The sequence below is a fragment of the Haloleucobacter ellipsoideus genome (assembly GCF_052491725.1).
Genome location: NZ_JBQWAR010000021.1, coordinates 87665 through 103522, shown reverse-complemented (window position 1 = coordinate 103522; position 15858 = coordinate 87665). Strand labels below are relative to the sequence as shown.

Annotated in this window: 17 protein-coding genes, 1 tRNA gene and 2 pseudogenes; 16 read left to right on the top strand and 4 right to left on the bottom strand. The window is 64.7% G+C overall.

All coding sequences use genetic code 11. From position 1 onward, the window contains the following. The first annotated feature begins 96 nt into the window (after positions 1–96). Positions 97–1050 (top strand): protein-methionine-sulfoxide reductase catalytic subunit MsrP, encoded by a 954-nt coding sequence (gene msrP, locus ACT6QG_RS15045; protein ID WP_444978402.1) that lies wholly within the window; start codon positions 97–99, stop codon positions 1048–1050. Between the two features lie 25 nt (positions 1051–1075). Further along, a complete protein-coding gene (msrQ, locus tag ACT6QG_RS15040; protein WP_444978401.1) occupies positions 1076–1687 on the top strand; it encodes a protein-methionine-sulfoxide reductase heme-binding subunit MsrQ in 612 nt (203 codons plus the stop codon). Between the two features lie 62 nt (positions 1688–1749). On the opposite strand, the gene ACT6QG_RS15035 is transcribed toward msrQ, so the two are convergent. Then, complete coding sequence (locus ACT6QG_RS15035; RefSeq protein WP_444978400.1) at positions 1750–2355, bottom strand: DUF6456 domain-containing protein; 606 nt, start codon at positions 2353–2355, stop codon at positions 1750–1752. A gap of 3 nt (positions 2356–2358) precedes the next feature. Next, positions 2359–2754 carry a helix-turn-helix domain-containing protein gene (locus tag ACT6QG_RS15030; RefSeq protein ID WP_444978399.1) on the bottom strand — a complete coding sequence of 132 codons (396 nt, stop codon included), beginning with the start codon at positions 2752–2754 and terminating at the stop codon, positions 2359–2361. A gap of 232 nt (positions 2755–2986) precedes the next feature. Between ACT6QG_RS15030 and ACT6QG_RS15025 the strand changes: the two genes are divergently transcribed. After that, positions 2987–3358, top strand: coding sequence for a hypothetical protein (locus ACT6QG_RS15025; RefSeq protein WP_444978398.1), 372 nt, complete (start codon positions 2987–2989; stop codon positions 3356–3358). Here the strand turns inward: ACT6QG_RS15025 and ACT6QG_RS15020 are convergent. After that, on the bottom strand, positions 3341–3781 hold the full coding sequence (locus tag ACT6QG_RS15020; RefSeq protein WP_444978397.1) for a Fur family transcriptional regulator: 441 nt from the start codon (positions 3779–3781) through the stop codon (positions 3341–3343). The genes ACT6QG_RS15025 and ACT6QG_RS15020 overlap by 18 nt on opposite strands. Positions 3782–4161: 380 nt before the next feature. Here ACT6QG_RS15020 and ACT6QG_RS15015 point away from each other — a divergent pair, with 380 nt between their 5' ends. Continuing rightward, the gene (locus tag ACT6QG_RS15015) at positions 4162–4944 is read left to right on the top strand and encodes a 3-hydroxybutyrate dehydrogenase (RefSeq protein WP_444978396.1); all 783 of its coding nucleotides are present in this window, start codon (positions 4162–4164) and stop codon (positions 4942–4944) included. A gap of 111 nt (positions 4945–5055) precedes the next feature. After that, positions 5056–6126, top strand: coding sequence for a patatin-like phospholipase family protein (locus ACT6QG_RS15010; protein ID WP_444978395.1), 1071 nt, complete (start codon positions 5056–5058; stop codon positions 6124–6126). A gap of 292 nt (positions 6127–6418) precedes the next feature. Here the strand turns inward: ACT6QG_RS15010 and ACT6QG_RS15005 are convergent, their stop codons facing one another. After that, the gene (locus tag ACT6QG_RS15005) at positions 6419–6946 is read right to left on the bottom strand and encodes a hypothetical protein (protein ID WP_444978394.1); all 528 of its coding nucleotides are present in this window, start codon (positions 6944–6946) and stop codon (positions 6419–6421) included. Positions 6947–7053: 107 nt separating this feature from the next. Here ACT6QG_RS15005 and ACT6QG_RS15000 point away from each other — a divergent pair, with 107 nt between their 5' ends. The 11 genes and pseudogenes from ACT6QG_RS15000 to ACT6QG_RS14950 all read left to right on the top strand — a co-directional run. Beyond that, positions 7054–7635, top strand: a complete 582-nt coding sequence (locus tag ACT6QG_RS15000) for an O-acetyl-ADP-ribose deacetylase (RefSeq protein ID WP_444978393.1) — start codon at positions 7054–7056, stop codon at positions 7633–7635. Next, positions 7595–8401 (top strand): RluA family pseudouridine synthase, encoded by an 807-nt coding sequence (locus ACT6QG_RS14995; RefSeq protein WP_444978392.1) that lies wholly within the window; start codon positions 7595–7597, stop codon positions 8399–8401. Before ACT6QG_RS15000 ends, ACT6QG_RS14995 begins: the two co-directional genes overlap by 41 nt. 103 nt (positions 8402–8504) lie before the next feature. Continuing rightward, the gene (locus ACT6QG_RS14990) at positions 8505–11027 is read left to right on the top strand and encodes a TIGR02302 family protein (RefSeq protein ID WP_444978391.1); all 2523 of its coding nucleotides are present in this window, start codon (positions 8505–8507) and stop codon (positions 11025–11027) included. Positions 11028–11292: 265 nt separating this feature from the next. Then, complete coding sequence (locus tag ACT6QG_RS14985) at positions 11293–12342, top strand: hypothetical protein (protein ID WP_444978390.1); 1050 nt, start codon at positions 11293–11295, stop codon at positions 12340–12342. Further along, entirely contained in the window at positions 12339–12914 is a 576-nt protein-coding gene (locus tag ACT6QG_RS14980; protein WP_444978389.1) for an LptA/OstA family protein, read from the top strand. Before ACT6QG_RS14985 ends, ACT6QG_RS14980 begins: the two co-directional genes overlap by 4 nt. Before the next feature lie 145 nt (positions 12915–13059). Then, positions 13060–13135: transfer RNA gene (locus ACT6QG_RS14975), tRNA-Lys, on the top strand. A gap of 130 nt (positions 13136–13265) precedes the next feature. After that, the gene (locus ACT6QG_RS14970) at positions 13266–13439 is read left to right on the top strand and encodes a hypothetical protein (RefSeq protein ID WP_444978388.1); all 174 of its coding nucleotides are present in this window, start codon (positions 13266–13268) and stop codon (positions 13437–13439) included. 140 nt (positions 13440–13579) lie between these two features. Further along, a pseudogene (locus tag ACT6QG_RS14965) lies at positions 13580–13924 on the top strand (MFS transporter); the annotation flags it as partial. Positions 13925–14349: 425 nt separating this feature from the next. Next, a complete protein-coding gene (locus ACT6QG_RS14960; RefSeq protein WP_444978387.1) occupies positions 14350–14925 on the top strand; it encodes a peroxidase-related enzyme in 576 nt (191 codons plus the stop codon). Positions 14926–14952: 27 nt separating this feature from the next. Next, entirely contained in the window at positions 14953–15609 is a 657-nt protein-coding gene (acuR, locus tag ACT6QG_RS14955; protein WP_444978386.1) for an acrylate utilization transcriptional regulator AcuR, read from the top strand. A 27-nt stretch (positions 15610–15636) separates the two neighbouring features. After that, positions 15637–15839, top strand: a pseudogene (locus ACT6QG_RS14950) (hypothetical protein); the annotation flags it as partial. Positions 15840–15858 lie beyond the last annotated feature (19 nt).

The window sequence follows — 15858 nt, the reverse complement described above, 5'->3', positions numbered from 1 at the left end:
CGGGCGGAGCCTTGCCCCACCACGCTTCCGGCCCATTTCGGCATATGATGTGCAGCCTGAAACCCGTCCGGACCGGGCCGCGTGCAGGAGAGCCACATGCCGGTTTACCACCCGCCCCGCATCACCCCCTCGCACATCACCGCGCGGGATGTGTATCTGAGCCGGCGGCATTTTCTGGGTGGGGCGGCGGGTCTGCTGGTGGGTGCCGGCCTTTTCGGCGCACCGGCCCGGGCGGCTGCACTACAGACCATTCCCGGCCCCCACGGCACCGATGAGCCGCTGACGCCGAAGGATATCGTCACCTCCTACAACAATTTCTATGAGTTCGGCACCGGCAAGAGTGATCCGCTCAACCGTTCCGGCGCATACAGGCCCGAGCCATGGACCCTGACCGTGGACGGGCTGGTCGCCCGCCCGCAGACTTTCGACATGGATGAACTGATGCGCAGCTTTCCGCTGGAAGAGCGCATCTATCGCATGCGCTGCGTGGAAGCCTGGTCGATGGTCATTCCCTGGGCCGGCTTTCCGCTCAGGGCGCTGCTGGACAAGGTGGAGCCGCTGGGCAGCGCGAAGCATGTCGCCTTTGTCGGCCTGAAGCGCCCCGAGGAAATGCCGGGCCAGCGCGGCATGTTCCAGCCCATGCGCTGGCCTTATGTGGAGGGACTGCGGCTGGACGAGGCCCGCCATCCCCTCACGATTCTGGCCACCGGCGTTTATGGCGAAACCCTGCCCCGGCAGAATGGCGCGCCCATCCGCCTTGTGGTGCCATGGAAATATGGCTTCAAGGGCATCAAGGCCATCACCCGCATCGCCCTCACCGAGCATCAGCCGCCCTCGAGCTGGAACATGATGCAGCCGGAGGAATATGGCTTCTATGCCAATGTGAACCCGGCGGTGGACCATCCGCGCTGGAGCCAGGCGCGCGAGCGCCGCATTTCCGGGGGCGGTTTCCTCTCCGGTTCGGAACATCGCCCCACCCTGCCCTTCAACGGCTATGGGGAAGAGGTGGCGCAGCTCTATGCGGGCATGGACCTGAAAGCGCATTACTGATGCATCCCGGCATCCGGCAGGTGGCATGAACAACCGGTTCCGCCTTTCCCCGCGCGGGCGGGCCGCCACCATCTGGCTGCTCTATCTGGCCGGTTTCGCCCCCGGCCTGTGGGGCTTCCATCTGGGCGCCAGCGGGCAGATCATCGGGGACCCGGTGCGGGTGTTCGAGCATCTGCTCGGCCTGTGGGCACTGCGCTTCCTGTGCCTGACGCTGGCCATCACGCCGCTGCGCCGGTATCTTGGCGTGCATCTCATCGCCTATCGCCGCGCCCTCGGCCTGCTGGCCTTCTGGTATGCGCTGGCACATTTCGCGGTCTATCTGCTGCTCGATCGCGGGCTGAACCTGTCCATTATCGCCGATGACCTGCTCAGGCGCCCCTATCTCATGCTTGGCATGGCGGCGCTGGTCCTGCTCACGCCGCTGGCCCTCACCTCGAATTTCTGGTCCATCCGCCGGCTGGGGCGCGGATGGATCAGGCTCCACATGCTGGCCTATCCCGCGCTTGTGGCGGCCGTGCTGCATTATGTGCTGTCGCTGAAATCGGTCACGGCGGAACCTGTCGCCTATATGGTGATTGCCGCGCTGCTGCTGGGCACCCGCCTGACACGCCTCCTCAAAGCGGGGCGCACAGGCTGAGGCGCCTGCCCGATCGCGGAATCGGGCAGGGTTTCAGGCAGGGCCGCATGCGGCAGCCCCGCTCAGTGATCCTGGCTGTCTTCCGGAAAGGCCGCATCCATAGGCTGCTCTCCTGCCGGTGCGTGCCACGCCTGCATGCGCCCCTGGCTGCGCCCGGTTGCGGCCGCGCTCCACCCATAGTGGGCGGCAAGACGATCCAGCGCGAGACACAGCACCACCTTTGCCGTGCGGGCCGGCCAGCCGCGCGTGCCCTCCACCTCCTCAAGGCCCTTCAGGAAACAGCACACATCCAGCAGCACACCGGAGAGTTCCGGCCCCACCGCGCCCAGTGCGGCATTCATCCGCTGGCGCGCGCTGAGCACCATATCGCTGAAGGCTTCCGGCCCATTGCCCGGCCCGCCACCGGGCATGGATGACCAGCGGCTGGTGACCTGCGGGGTCAGGCCGGCACGGGTGAAATCCGCCCGCAGCCTCTCCCCGGCCGCAAGCTGCACCTCATCCACCATCGCCCGTCCATCCCGCCCCTTGCGGCGGGCCAGCCAGGTGAGAGGGCTCTCATTCAGGTTTCGCCGCACCACCTTGTTCCCGGCCCGGACATGCTGGCGACGAGTCGCGGAAGAGGAGGAGGCGTGCGGGCGGCTGTGGGCGGAAGGAGATGTTTTCGTCATGCCTCAGCCTTTCACGATCCAGCGCACGCCGTTTTCCATGCGGCTCACCGCGGCATCAAAGGCCGCAACATCACGCATGTCCTCGATCCGGCGGCAGGCATGGGCCACAGTGGTCCTGTCGCGCTGGAAGGCGCGGGCCACTTCCGTCTGCGGCAGGCCCAGCGCCACATGGGCCAGATACATGGCAAGCTGGCGCGCCTGCGCCACCCGGGCCACACAGCGCCTGCTGGACAGAAGCTCATCGACCCCGAGGCCGGTTTCCGCCGCCGCGATGCTCAGGGCCGCGCGGCAGGGCAGAGGGCAGGCCGGGGCACCACCCCCCTCACCCTGCACGGGGCGGGCCGCCCGGGCCGGAAGAGCATGGAGAGCGGCGCTTTGGCCGGGAAGAGCCTCGAACATGGGCTGAAACCTCTTGTTTAGGTATTTATTCCTAAACTCATCTTGCCTCCCTGCCAAGCCCGGGGGACAAGGCCCGCCTGACGCAGGGCAGACCCATATCGGGATAACCAATTTTCATAAAATATTTCAATTGACTATACAGATCTGGAACCGACCGGAGCGCCTGTGCATGAAAGGAATTTATCCCCCATGACAGCGACAGGTTCAGCATGTGGCTTTCACGGAGAACGCCATGTCATCGCCTTCACATACCCCGCGCCGCGCCACCCGAAAGAACTGCGGGTCCGCCCCCGCGTCAGCCCCCGCGCGACGCAGGCTTCGCGCCTTCCGCACGATGGATCAGGAGCAGATGGTGCAGGAGCACAGGGCACGGCTGGGCTGCTTTCTCAGCGCCCCGCAGGATATTGCCCGCGCCCTGCGCGACTCACGCAAGGCGGCCATGGGGTTGCGCACCCATTATGACCCGGCCCGCCATGCCGCGCTTGTCAGGCTGGCGCGCGAATCCCTCTCCTCACCCCAATCCCGCCCCCGGCCTGCCCCCTCCCGCGCGGGTGAGGCGGCCTGTGACGCCGGACAGGGCGCGGCCCTATTTCGCCTCAGGTGATTCCGCCCCGCGGCAATGGGTGCAGAAACCGGCGATTTCCAGCACCCGCTGGCGCGGCACAAAGCCGACAGCGCGCGCCGCCCAGGCCAGATCCCGCCCCACCGCATGGGAGGAGACCTCCTGCGTGAGCCCGCACTGCTCGCAGATGAGGAAGACGACCACATCCTCATCTCCATGGGAATGGGTGCAGGCCAGATAGGCATTGCGGCTCTCGATGCGGTGGGCCAGCCCCTCGGCCACCAGAAAATCCAGCACCCGATAGACCGACATGGGCGGGGTCTGCTCGCCATCACGCGCCAGTCGCTCCACAATCTCGTAGGCGCCGAGCGGGCTGTGGGTTTCCGCCAGAATACGCGCCACCTTTCGCCGCAGGGGGGTGAGGCGCATGCCCTTGCCGGCGCAGATCTCCTCGATCCGCGTCATGGTCGAGGCGATACATCTTGCATGATCGTGATCATGCAGATGCGGGGCGGGAGCCTGCTCTGGAACTTTCACCTCAACACCTCGCTTCTGCCGCCACAATGCCCCGCCCATCCCTTCCGCGCGGCATGAGGCGCCGGCCTGCGGGCTGGCGGGCCTGCCTGCCGGAAAGGGGAGCCGGAGAACAACCGTGCCGGGACAATTTACTCCACTCTTGGTGTTGCATGCCACCTTTCAACCGGGCAATCTCCCCCCAGCGGACAACGGACTGCGCCTTCTGATTGCAAATTGCCAATCTGTCGTAATGGCGATGTCATACTGTTCCGCGATACGGGATCCGCCGCAATCTTGCCGGGTCCGATGCATTCATGTGGGGATATACCATGTTCAAAGGTAAGGTCGCTGTCATTACCGGGTCCACCAGCGGGATTGGTCTTGCCTACGCACACGCCTTCGCGGAAAAGGGCGCGAATGTCGTGATCAACGGCCTTGGCGATGCGGCGGCCATCGAGGCCGAGCGCGCCAAGATCGAGAGCACCTATGGCGTGAAGTGCCTCTACTCCCCGGCCAACATGCTGGACCCGGAAGAAATCGCCGGCATGATCAAGCTGGCCGAGACCGAGCTCGGTTCCTGTGACATCCTCGTCAACAATGCCGGCATCCAGCATGTGGAGCCGATCGAGACGTTCCCGATCGACACCTGGAACAAGATCATCGGCATCAACCTGTCGTCGGCCTTCTTCGCCATGCGCGCGGCCATTCCGGGCATGAAGGCCCGCAAGTGGGGCCGCATCATCAACACCGCCTCCGCCCATGCGCTGGTGGCCTCGCCCTTCAAATCGGCCTATGTCGCGGCCAAGCACGGCATTGCCGGCCTGACCAAGACCGCCGCGCTCGAGAATGCCGAGCATGGCATCACCGTCAACGCCATCTGCCCCGGCTATGTCTGGACCCCGCTGGTCGAGAAGCAGATCCCCGACACCGCCAAGGCCCGCGGCATGACCGAGGAGCAGGTGAAGAAGGATGTGATCCTCGCCGCCCAGCCGACGAAGGAATTCATCACCGTTCAGGAAGTGGCCGCGCTGGCCGTGTTCCTGGCTTCCGATGATGCCCGCTCCATCACCGGCTCCATGCAGCAGATCGACGGTGGCTGGGTCGCCGAGTGATCCATATCTGATACCGGACCGGGGATCGCCCCGGTCCGGCCTTCATCCGCATGCTATCTGGCGCAGTATGTTTCTGGCCGGATCACCCCGGCCGAACCCGGAGGCTGATCCATGGCCGAGTTCCAGTCCAAGGCGACCACAGCGCCGCGCAGTGACGTGAAAAGCCTCAGCCTGGCCCTTCAGGGTGGCGGTGCACATGGCGCCTTCACCTGGGGAGTGCTGGATGCCCTGCTCCAGGATGACCGCCTCCGGATCACCGGTATTTCCGGCACCAGCGCCGGCGCCATGAACGCCATGGTTCTGGCCTCCGGCCTCGCCCATGGCAGCCATGCGGAAGCCCGCCACTGCCTGACCCAGTTCTGGCGCGATGTCTCGCGCGATGGGCGCATGTCCCCGCTCCAGCGCACGGTGTTCGACCGGCTGATGGGCAGCTGGTCGCTGGCGCGCAGTCCCGCCTATATGGCGCTGGAAGTCGCCTCGCGCTTCTTCTCGCCCTATGATTTCAACCCGCTGAACATCAATCCGCTGCGCGAGATTGTCGAGGCGCATGCCGATTTCGGGGCCATTCGCGCCTCCCCGGTGGAGCTGTTCATCTCCGCCACCAATGTGCATACCGGCCGCGCACGCATCTTCACCAAGGAGGAGATGAGCGCCGATGCCATCATGGCCTCCGCCTGCCTGCCCTTCCTGTTCCAGGCGGTGGAGATTGATGGCGTGCCCTATTGGGATGGCGGCTATATGGGCAATCCGCCCCTGCTGCCCCTGTATGAGAAGGCCGAGGCGCAGGACATCCTGCTGGTGCAGATCAACCCGGTGGTCCGGCGCACCACCCCGCGCACCGCCATGGAAATCCAGACCCGGATCAACGAGATCACCTTCAATGCCTCGCTGGTGGCACAGATGCGCGCGGTGGATCGCGCCGCCTTGCTGATGGATGAGGGCTTCCTGAACCGCCGGGCCCGCACCCATGCCGCCTTTCGCCCGGTTCATCTCCACCGGATCGGCGGGGATGACGAATTCGCCAAGCTGGACGCCACCTCCAAGCTGAATGCGGAATGGCCCTTCCTCCAGCATCTGCGCGACATGGGGCGGGAGGCCGCGCACACCTTCCTGAAGACGCATTTCGATGATCTGGGCCAGCGCTCCACCCTCGACCTGCGGGCCGAGCTGGCGGACGACTAAAGCGGATGGGGCCATCCCCTCCCGCCCCATCCGGGCAGGCGGGGATGGGATCTGCACCGCGCCGTTCCGCACAGGCGCAGTGCAGCAGGACAATATGGCGGGCGGCCATGACCACCGCCCACCCGGCTGGCGTGCCCGGCCCTCAGGAAGTCCTGACATCGCCTGAAATGAAAAAGGAGCCGGACAGGCCATTGGCCCAGACCGGCTCCCCATCATTCGCCTCATGCGGCCGACCTGCAGGCCGGGGCCACGCCCTCAGCCTGTCATCGCGACCTGCTCAATGGCGACCTGCTCAGGCGCCACGGGCATCCTTCTTGGCCTGGGCCACGGCCACGAACTTCTGTACCCGGCCCGCCTCGCTCGCCGCGCCAATATCCTCAGGACGCTGGTTCTCCTTGCGGCGCATGCCCTTGTTCGGGCGCGGCAGGGTGGCCGGGCGGGTGGCCAGCTTGGAGTTGCGCTTGAGATCCAGCGCCTTGTGGGCATTGGCGATCAGCTCTTCACGGGCCGCCTCGGTGCGGCGGCGGGCCGCCTCGCGGCGGGCGCGGGTGAGCGCGTCGGTCAGCACCGAAGCCTTCTGGCGGTTGCCGAGATCGGCCTTGTCATAGGTGGTCTTGCCCACACCGCCCTTGCCACGCAGCGCCCGGCGCTGTGCATTGGCAATGCCCAGAGCCCTGTCCCGCCGCTCGCGCAGATTACTGACGAGCTGGTTCAGGTCCCCATCTGAAAGCGCGGGCAGAACCGGATGCCGCGTCTTTTCCACGAACTCCAGTTCATCATTGGAGAGCACGCGTCGTTCGTTCTTGCGCGTATGGGCCATCTCGGTTCTCCCTGGAAAATTCAAATCACCTGAACACGCTATCACTATAAAAAAGGAGAGCGTATGACGAAGTGAAGCCCCTCGCCAGCACGCCGGAGCCAGAGCGCATGAGCAGCCACTTCTGTCTTGAACCCGTCTTCAGCCTTGGCACGGCGCGGCTGGAGGTTCTCCAGGGCGACATCACCACCCTTCAGGTGGATGCCATCGTCAATGCCGCCAACAGCTCCCTTCTGGGCGGCGGCGGCGTGGATGGCGCGATACATGCCGCCGCCGGGCCGGAACTGCGGACCTATTGCCGCACGCTGGGCGGATGCCCCACGGGCGAGGTGCGGCTTTCGCCCGGCTTCAATCTGCCCGCGCGCCATATCATCCACACGGTTGGCCCCATCTGGGCCGGAGGCGGGGCGGATGAGGACGAGCTTCTGGCCGCCTGTTATGCCGGAAGCCTGAGGCTTGCCGCGCAGAACGGCTTTTCCTCCATTGCCTTTCCCGCGATTTCCACCGGCATTTACGGATTTCCCCCGGAACGCGCCGCACCGCTGGTGACCCGGGTGGTTCTCGACCATCTGGAACAGACAGGCCGGGGCGCGCGGGGCGTGGACCGGATCATATTCTGCTGCTTTTCCTCCCCATCAGCAAAGTTGCATCATGAAGCCCTCGCCAGAGAAGACCGCCTCCACCCCCTCTGATGCATCGTCGCGGCCGCCGGAGCTGGAGCTTCTGCACCGCGACGCCATGATGCTCATCATCAACAAGCCCTCCGGCCTGCCGGTTCATGCCGGGCCGAAGGGCGGGGAAACCCTGACCGACCATCTCGAAAGCCTGCGCTTCGGCCTGCCGCGTGCGCCGGAACTGGCCCACAGGCTGGACAAGGACACCTCCGGCTGCCTGGTGCTGGGCCGGCATGGCAAGGCGCTGGCCCTTCTGGGCAAGCTGTTCGCCTCGGGCGCGGTGCAGAAAACCTATATTGCGGTGACACAGGGCGCCCCGAAGGCGGATGAGGGGCGCATAGACCAGCCGCTCGCCAAGCGCTCGCCCCATCGCGGCTGGTGGATGCAGACCGTGCCGAAGGGCAGTGCGGGCGCGCAGGAAGCCATTACGGATTATCGCGTGCTGGCGCGCGGGGAAGGGCCGGCCGGCCTGAGCGTGGTGGCGCTGTGGCCGCGCACCGGGCGCACCCATCAGCTGCGGGCCCATCTGGCACATCTGGGCTGCCCGATTCTGGGTGATTCCATCTATGGCGGGGCCTCGCGCCTGCCGGGCGGGCCGCGCCTGCATCTGCATGCCCGCCGGGTGGAGGTGCCGCTTGTGCATGGCAAGTCGCCCGTTGCCGTCAGCGCCCCTTTGCCGCCGCATATGTGCGCCACGCTTGAATTGCTGTCCCTCTCGGCGCAGGAGATCGGTACAAGGGCGGATGTGGCGGACAGCGCCCATGGGGCGCCCCTTTCGGCATGAGGCCCGGCCGCGGGCCGCGTATCCCGGCTGGTATGTGTTTGTTCACCCGCCTGTGGCCAGATGGGGCGCGCCATGCCCGTGAATCTATAGGAATGAAGACCGCGTGACCCTGCCCACCCCGCCCCAGACCGAAGCGGAACGCCATGCCCGGACGCTGCTGGAACGCGCCGTGGCGCGCGCGCGCCTTGTGCTGCTGTGGGAGCGGATCTGGCCGGCGCTGGCCATCATGCTGGCGGTGGTGGCGGCCTTTCTGGCCTTCTCCTTCCTCGGGCTGTGGGAGGTGCTGCCGGGATTTGCGCGCATCATCGCCCTGCTGGTTTTCGCCGGCGGGCTGGTCCTTGCCGGACGCGGTCTCTTTCCCCTCCGCCTGCCCACGCGGGCAGATGCCCTGGCGCGGCTGGATACGCACAGCGCCCTGTCCCATCGCCCGGCCACGGCTCTGGCCGATCAGCTGGCCTCCCGCCCGGAAGACCCGGTTTCCGCCGCACTCTGGCGGGCGCATCTGGCGCGGGCGCGCGGCGTGGCGCATCGCCTGAGGCCCGGCCTGCCCCGCTCCGATACGGCCCGGCGCGATCCCTATGCCCTGCGCGCTCTGGCCGGCCTTGCACTGGTGGCCAGCTTCTTCATGGCTCCGGGCGACCATCTCGCCCGCATCCGCGCGGCCTTTGACTGGCAGAACCTGTCCACCCCCGCCCCCTACCGGCTGGATGCCTGGGTCGATCCGCCCCGATATACCGGCCGGCCGCCCATCGTGCTCCCCGGCCTGCGCCCGGATGCGCCCCCGCCTTCCGCGGCGGTGATGAACACGGTGCTGGACGTGCCGGAGGGCAGCATATTGGTGGTGCGCGGGGCTGGCCTTGACCCGTCCTCCGCCCGCCTCTCCGGCAATATCGTTCTGGACGTGCCGGAAGCTGGCGCGCATGCACCGCCACCGGCTGAAGGTGAACTGCGTTTCGCCATCAGGGGAGAGGGCTCCCTCACCCTGCGCGCGCCCAACCGCCAGAGCCTGACATGGCGTTTCAACGCACTGGCCGATCTGCCCCCGGCCATCAGCTTCCTCAAGCCCCCGGCGAGTGGACAGCGCAATGCGCTCGCCCTCGCCTATCGGGTGGAGGATGATTACGGGGTGAAGGAGGCCACGGCCCACTTCACCGCCCTGCCGCCCGAGCCGCCGCTCTTTCCCCGCCCCGGTTCCAGCGCGCCCCTCCCCCCCGGCAAGCCGCTGGTGGAGCCGCCGGATTTCGCCCTGACCCTGCCGCCGGGCGGACGCACCGGATCGGTGCAGATGAACAAGGATCTCACCGCGCATCCATGGGCCGGCGCGAAGGTGCGGATGAGCCTGCACGCCCGCGATGAGGCCGGGCAGGATGCCCGCAGCGATGCCCATGAGCTGGCCCTGCCGGAACGGCGCTTCACCCAGCCCCTCGCCCGTGCGCTGGTGGACGAGCGGCGCCGTCTGGCGCTCGATCCGGCCAATCGCCGCCGGCTGGTGGCGGTTCTCCATGCCCTCACCACCGCACCCGACCAGTTCGAGCCGGGGGCCGGCGAATATCTGGGGCTTCGCACCGCCCTTGCCCGCGCCAAGCTGGCCCGCAATGATGACGACCTGCGCGCGCTGGTCGATTATTTGTGGGATGTCGCGGTCCAGATCGAGGATGGCCGCCTGAGCGATGCCGAACGCGCCCTTCAGGCGGCGCAGCAAGCCTTGCGCGAGGCGCTGGAGCGCGGGGCGGGCGAAGAGGAAATCGGCCGGCTCACCGAAGATCTGCGGCAGGCCATGGCCCGCATGCTCAGCCAGCTGGCCCAGCAGGCCCAGCGCGGGGATGGGACCGACCGGCCGCTGGACCAGAACAGCCGCGTCGTCACCCCGCAGGAGCTTCAGCGCATGCTGGAGCAGATGGAAAATCTCGCCCGTTCCGGCAATCGCGAGGCGGCCCGCCAGCTGCTGGACCAGCTTCAGGCGATGATGGAAAACCTGCGCGCCGGCAATCCGCAGGCCGGTGGCCAGCAGGGCCAGCAGCAGGGCGAGCTGGGCAAGATGATTCAGGAGCAGCAGAAGCTGCGGGACCGCACATGGCGCCACCAGCGGCGCAGCGGCGAGCCTGAACAGGGCGCGGGCGAAGGCGAGAACTTCCAGCAACTCCAGCAGGAACAACAGGGCCTGCGTGAGCGGCTGGGCCAGTTGCGTGAAGCCCTGCGTCGCCACCAGCAGATTCCCGATGGCGCGGAGAGCGAGGCCAACCGCGAGGCCATGGGCCAGGCCGCCGAGGCGCTGGACCGGGCTGCCGAGGCCATGCAGGATGCCGAGGATGCGCTGGGCGAAAGCGATGGACGCGGAGCGCTGGAGGCCGAGGGCCGCGCCCTTCAGGCCCTGCGGCGCGGTGCACAGGCCATGGCGCAAGGCCAGCAGGGCGGTGGCGGCAGCGCCGGCGGGCAGACAGACCCCATGGGCCGCCCCCTTGGCGGACAGGCCGGCATGGGCGACGATTTTACCGTGAAGGTTCCCGATGAGGTGGATGCCCAGCGCGCCCGTCGCGTTCTGGAGGAACTGCGCCGCCGGCTGGAGGATGCCGGACGCCCCCGGCAGGAGCTGGACTATCTCGAACGCCTGCTGGACGGGCAATAGGCCCCGCCTGCGCCCGCCGCCTTGAGCATGACATAAGCCGCCCCATATAATGGCATCATCCGCCTGGAGACGGCACAAGGCCGGCGCGCCACGCCATCAGCCTTTGGGCGCGATGAGGGAAACAGGCCCTTGCGCCAGACGGGGCTTTCGGACAAGTTGCGCGCAAGGGGCGTGGGGACATGCCAGCCTGCTGTTGGAGCTTGCCACGCGGCTCAAGGGTTCAGTGCAGCCCGCGGCCACCAGAACAGAGGTCTTGAACCGACACGTGCCGCCAGAACTTGAAACGCATCAGGAAGCCGATCTGCGCTTCGCCTCCAGCTCGCAACCGGATTTCCAGGCTGCCACCCGCCATGGCACGCGGGTGCGCTGGATCAAGCGCGCGCTTCCTGTCATCGTGATCGTGACCGCACTGGGCATCGGCGCAAATGCCGTGATCTCCAATGTCTCGACCGATGAACTCCCCTCTGTTGATATCGGCCGCCTGACTCTGGCCGGCACCAGCCTCACCATGGAGCTTCCGAATCTCTCCGGCTTCACGGATGATGAGCGCGGCTACAGCGTCACCGCGAAGACCGCCTCGCAGGATCTGGAAAAGCCGGACCATCTCAAGCTCTCCGGCCTCGAGGCCCGCATGGATCTGGCCGACGATGGCTGGGCCACGCTCGCGGCCGATTATGGAACGGTGAACATCAAGTCGCAGGTCATCTATCTCTCCCACAATATCAAGGTGGCGATGAATGGCGGCTATGGCGGGCTGCTGCGGCGCGCCACCATCAATGTCAAGAAGGGGCAGCTGGAATCCGACATGCCGGTGACCTTCACCTATCTTGACGATGCCAAGCTGACGGCAGACTCCCTCACCGTTCTGGAAAGTGGAGACAAGGCCATTTTCGAGGGCCATGTGCAGGTGGATTTCGTGCCCTCCAAATTGCGTGAGGCCGCCTCCGACACCTCCTCCGGCAAACCCGCAACGACCGGGGCCGGGCAGAAGCCTTCCGCCCCGGCCGCCTCCCCTGCTCCTTCCGCGCCATCTTCCGCCCCGGCACCGGCCGCGCCCGGGCCAGCCGGCTCTTCCGACGGCGCGATGAATGCCCCGCCCCCGGCGTCATCTGCACCCGCCATGGCGGCCCTGCCCCATGCGGCTTTCTCCGGCCTTCCCGCCGCCATGGAGCCTGACATGATGGAAAGCGCGGCACCCCACGACATGGCCATGGTGCCCCTTCCCCCACGCAAGCCTGCGCCCGAGTCCGAGGCAGATGTCCCTCCCCTGGCTTATGCTCCCCTTCCACCCCTAAAACCGGTGCCGTACCCATGAGCATCTCTTCCTATCGCGGCATGATGGCCCTTGCGGCAACATTCTCCTGCCTTGTCATGGCCGCCCCGGCCTTTGCCCAGCAGGGCAGCAATGTGCCCAATGCCCTTCAGGGCTTTGCGCAGAACCGCGATGCTCCGGTGCGCATCAATGCCGACCGGCTCGAGGTGCAGGACAAGAGCAAGATGGCGGTCTTCTCCGGCAATGTGGTGGTGCAGCAGGGCGATACCACGCTGCGGACAAAGGATCTCGTGGTCTATTATGACGGCGATGCCGCCAAGCCCGAGGATGGCAAGCCGATGCAGTCCGGCCAGATTCGCAAGCTGGAGGCCAAGGGCGGCGTCGTGGTGCGCACCAAGGACCAGACCGCCAGCGGCGATACCGGCATCTTTGAAATGAAGACCAATACAGTGACCATGGATGGCAACCCCGTGGTGCTCACACAGGGGCCCAATGTCATTCGCGGCCGCAAGCTGGTGGTGAACCTTGAAACCGGCGTCTCGCGCTTTCAGGGCGGGCGCGTGGAAAGCCTCATCATTCCCGGCAGCCTGAAGGACGAAAAGAAGCCGCGCTGATTTTTTCATCGGGGTGTGGAAAACTTTTCCCACCCCCTTGCCAGCCGGGAAACGGCTTGTTACATGAGCACCCTCTTCGGGGCGACCTGAAGAACACATCTCCCGGCACCGGAACTGCTTCGGCAAGCCTCTGTGCTGGGGTGATGGGCGCATAGCTCAGTTGGTAGAGCAGCTGACTCTTAATCAGCGGGTCCTAGGTTCGAGCCCTAGTGCGCCCACCATCACTTCAGTGATGTGTGGAAATGACTTGGACGGAAATATCCGTCACATTTTGAAGCCTCGCCAAATTGGCTGACCGGATATTGCCCGGACAAACAGGCAAACACTCCCAATACCTCTTCCCTGGTCAGATTGAGCACCCTGTCACCCTTCGATGTGATGGGAGCAAATGCGTGGCGCACCAAGCCTGAAACGGCCTTCCACGATTGCCCGCCATATCTGGGCAACCAGCGGCAGGAATGGCAGCGCGGCAAGAATCACGCCTATAGCGATCAGGACGGCTACCCTATGGCCCGGCACCAGTGAGGCAGCGTCTTCCTTGTCACTTCCGCCTCTTCCTGCGCCAGTCCCACGGAGGCTCAAACTCCGTGGCCCAGATGGCCGCAGAGGACAGAAAGCGACTATGCGCCTGTTAAGCGCGAATATCGCGCACCACCTGCCGGTTGAGTATCGGGCTTTTGCTGATCGGCATCCCTGCCGGCATGGCACTCGGTGGGCTCGACATCGCGCATTTCTGGAGATCCTTGATCCTGCTTGGTATCGGCTGGAATTTCGGTTTCATTGGCGCAACCGCGATGGTGGCGGATTGCCGTTCAGCAGATGAACGCAACACGGCGCAGGGTACAAATGATTTCATGGCTTTCGGCACAGTGGCCTACGCCTCATTTTTTGCAGGTTCACTGCTTCACAATTCTGGATGGAACACGGTGAACTGGCTTGTTTTGCCCGCCGTCGCTTTCATCCTTGTGCCGCTGGCCTGGCGCGCGGCGCAATTATCAAGAGCTCGATAAAAATAACCGCTCTTCTGAATGCATTCTCCACCGACCCTGAAAATACGTATCGGATCCAGTTGCCCTCCACGTCACACAGGGGCGCCAGACCAAAGGTCCTATCCGATCTGTTGAATTAATAGACCGGTAAGTCTATTAATTCATTCCATGCAGGAGCCATTGTCAGCGCCTCCGTCAAGGCAGAATGGGGCCGCTGATGTTCGAAGCGATCCTGATCGAGAAAAGCGAGGCCGGACAGATGCCTCGTGTGTGGGAGGTGCCCGATGATGCATTCCTGCGATGGACCACCTGCTGGAAGGGCATATCCTTATCCGGATCATTGTTCCCTTGATGGCGGGGGAATAAGCAGCACCACAACTACCAGCACTCTTTTATCCAGTCGCCTCATCGAGTGAAAAAAAGCGCGTCATTCCAGGAGATTGCACATGTCAGAGGATTTTCCCGTCAGCCGCTTTCCTGTTCCCAGCCTTGCCGATATGCCGGCCGATATCCGCGAGCGGATCGAGGCTGTACAGGAGAAGTCCGGCTTCATCCCCAACGTGTTTCTCACTCTGGCGCACCGTCCGGATGAGTTCCGCGCCTTCTTCGCCTATCATGACGCCCTGATGGACAAGCCGGGTAATCTGACCAAGGCCGAGCGCGAAATGATCGTTGTGGCCACCTCCAATGTGAACCAGTGTCAGTATTGCGTGGTCGCGCATGGTGCCATCCTGCGCATCCGCGCCAAAGACCCGCTGATCGCTGATCAGGTTGCCATCAACTATCGCAAGGCCGATATCACGGCACGGCAGAAGGCCATGCTGGACTTTGCGATGAAAGTCAGCCAATCCGCCCAACTGGTCGGCGATGCCGATATCGAGACGCTCAGGGCACATGGCTTTGATGAGGAGGATGTCTGGGACATTGCCGCCATCTCCGCCTTCTTTGGCCTGTCGAACCGGCTTGCAAACGTCACCAGCATGCGGCCGAATGCGGAATTCTACACCATGGGGCGTGGTTGATGCCGAGCCGGAAAGCCTGAGACATTCATGAGCCCTCGCGCCATCCCCACCCCTCAGGATCGTCCTCGCCGGCGCGGCCGGCCGCCACGTGGTGAGACCCTGATGGCGGATGCGCGCGAGCGGCTGCTGCGCGAAGGCCTCGCAATGCTGACGGAGCGGGGCTTTCACACTGTGGGTGTCGATGAAATCCTGAATGTCACAAGCGTTCCGAAGGGCTCATTCTACCACTATTTCAACGGCAAGGCGGAGTTTGGCCTGGCACTGGTGGATGCCTATGCCGCTTATTTTGCACGGAAGCTTGATCGCTGGTTTCTGGATGAGAGCCTGCCACCTCTCGCCCGATTACGCGCCTTTATCGAGGATGCGCGCACCGGCATGGCGCGTTTTGATTATCGCAGGGGCTGCCTGGTGGGTAATCTCGGACAGGAGATCGCCACTCTTCCGGATATGTTCCGCGATCGTCTGGCCGCGGTTTTTTCCGATTGGGAGGCGAGAACCGCCCGCTGTCTGGAGGATGCAAGGGATGCAGGGGAGATTGACGCACATGCCGATTGCGCGCGTCTCGCCGCTTTTTTCTGGATTGGTTGGGAGGGAGCAGTGCTCCGCGCCAAGCTGGAGCGCAATCCTGCCGCGCTAGATCAGTTTGCGAAAGGATTTTTCACCATGATCGCGAAACAGGGGTGATATGGTGCAGCGCTCTTGCGTGCCCTGTCCATCGACATGACCATCTACACTTTGTGCAACATGGTCGAGCGGCGCCTCAACAAGATCAAGAACAGTCATCATCTGGAAACTGGCTGCGAAAAAACCGCGGAAATCCCATATCTGTAGATGTCGACTGCACTAGTATCTGTCTACGACATTTATCAACATGTCATAATAACTTGGAGCGTTTCTTTTTCTTATTCATGTAGAGAAACGCTCCAATAAAAA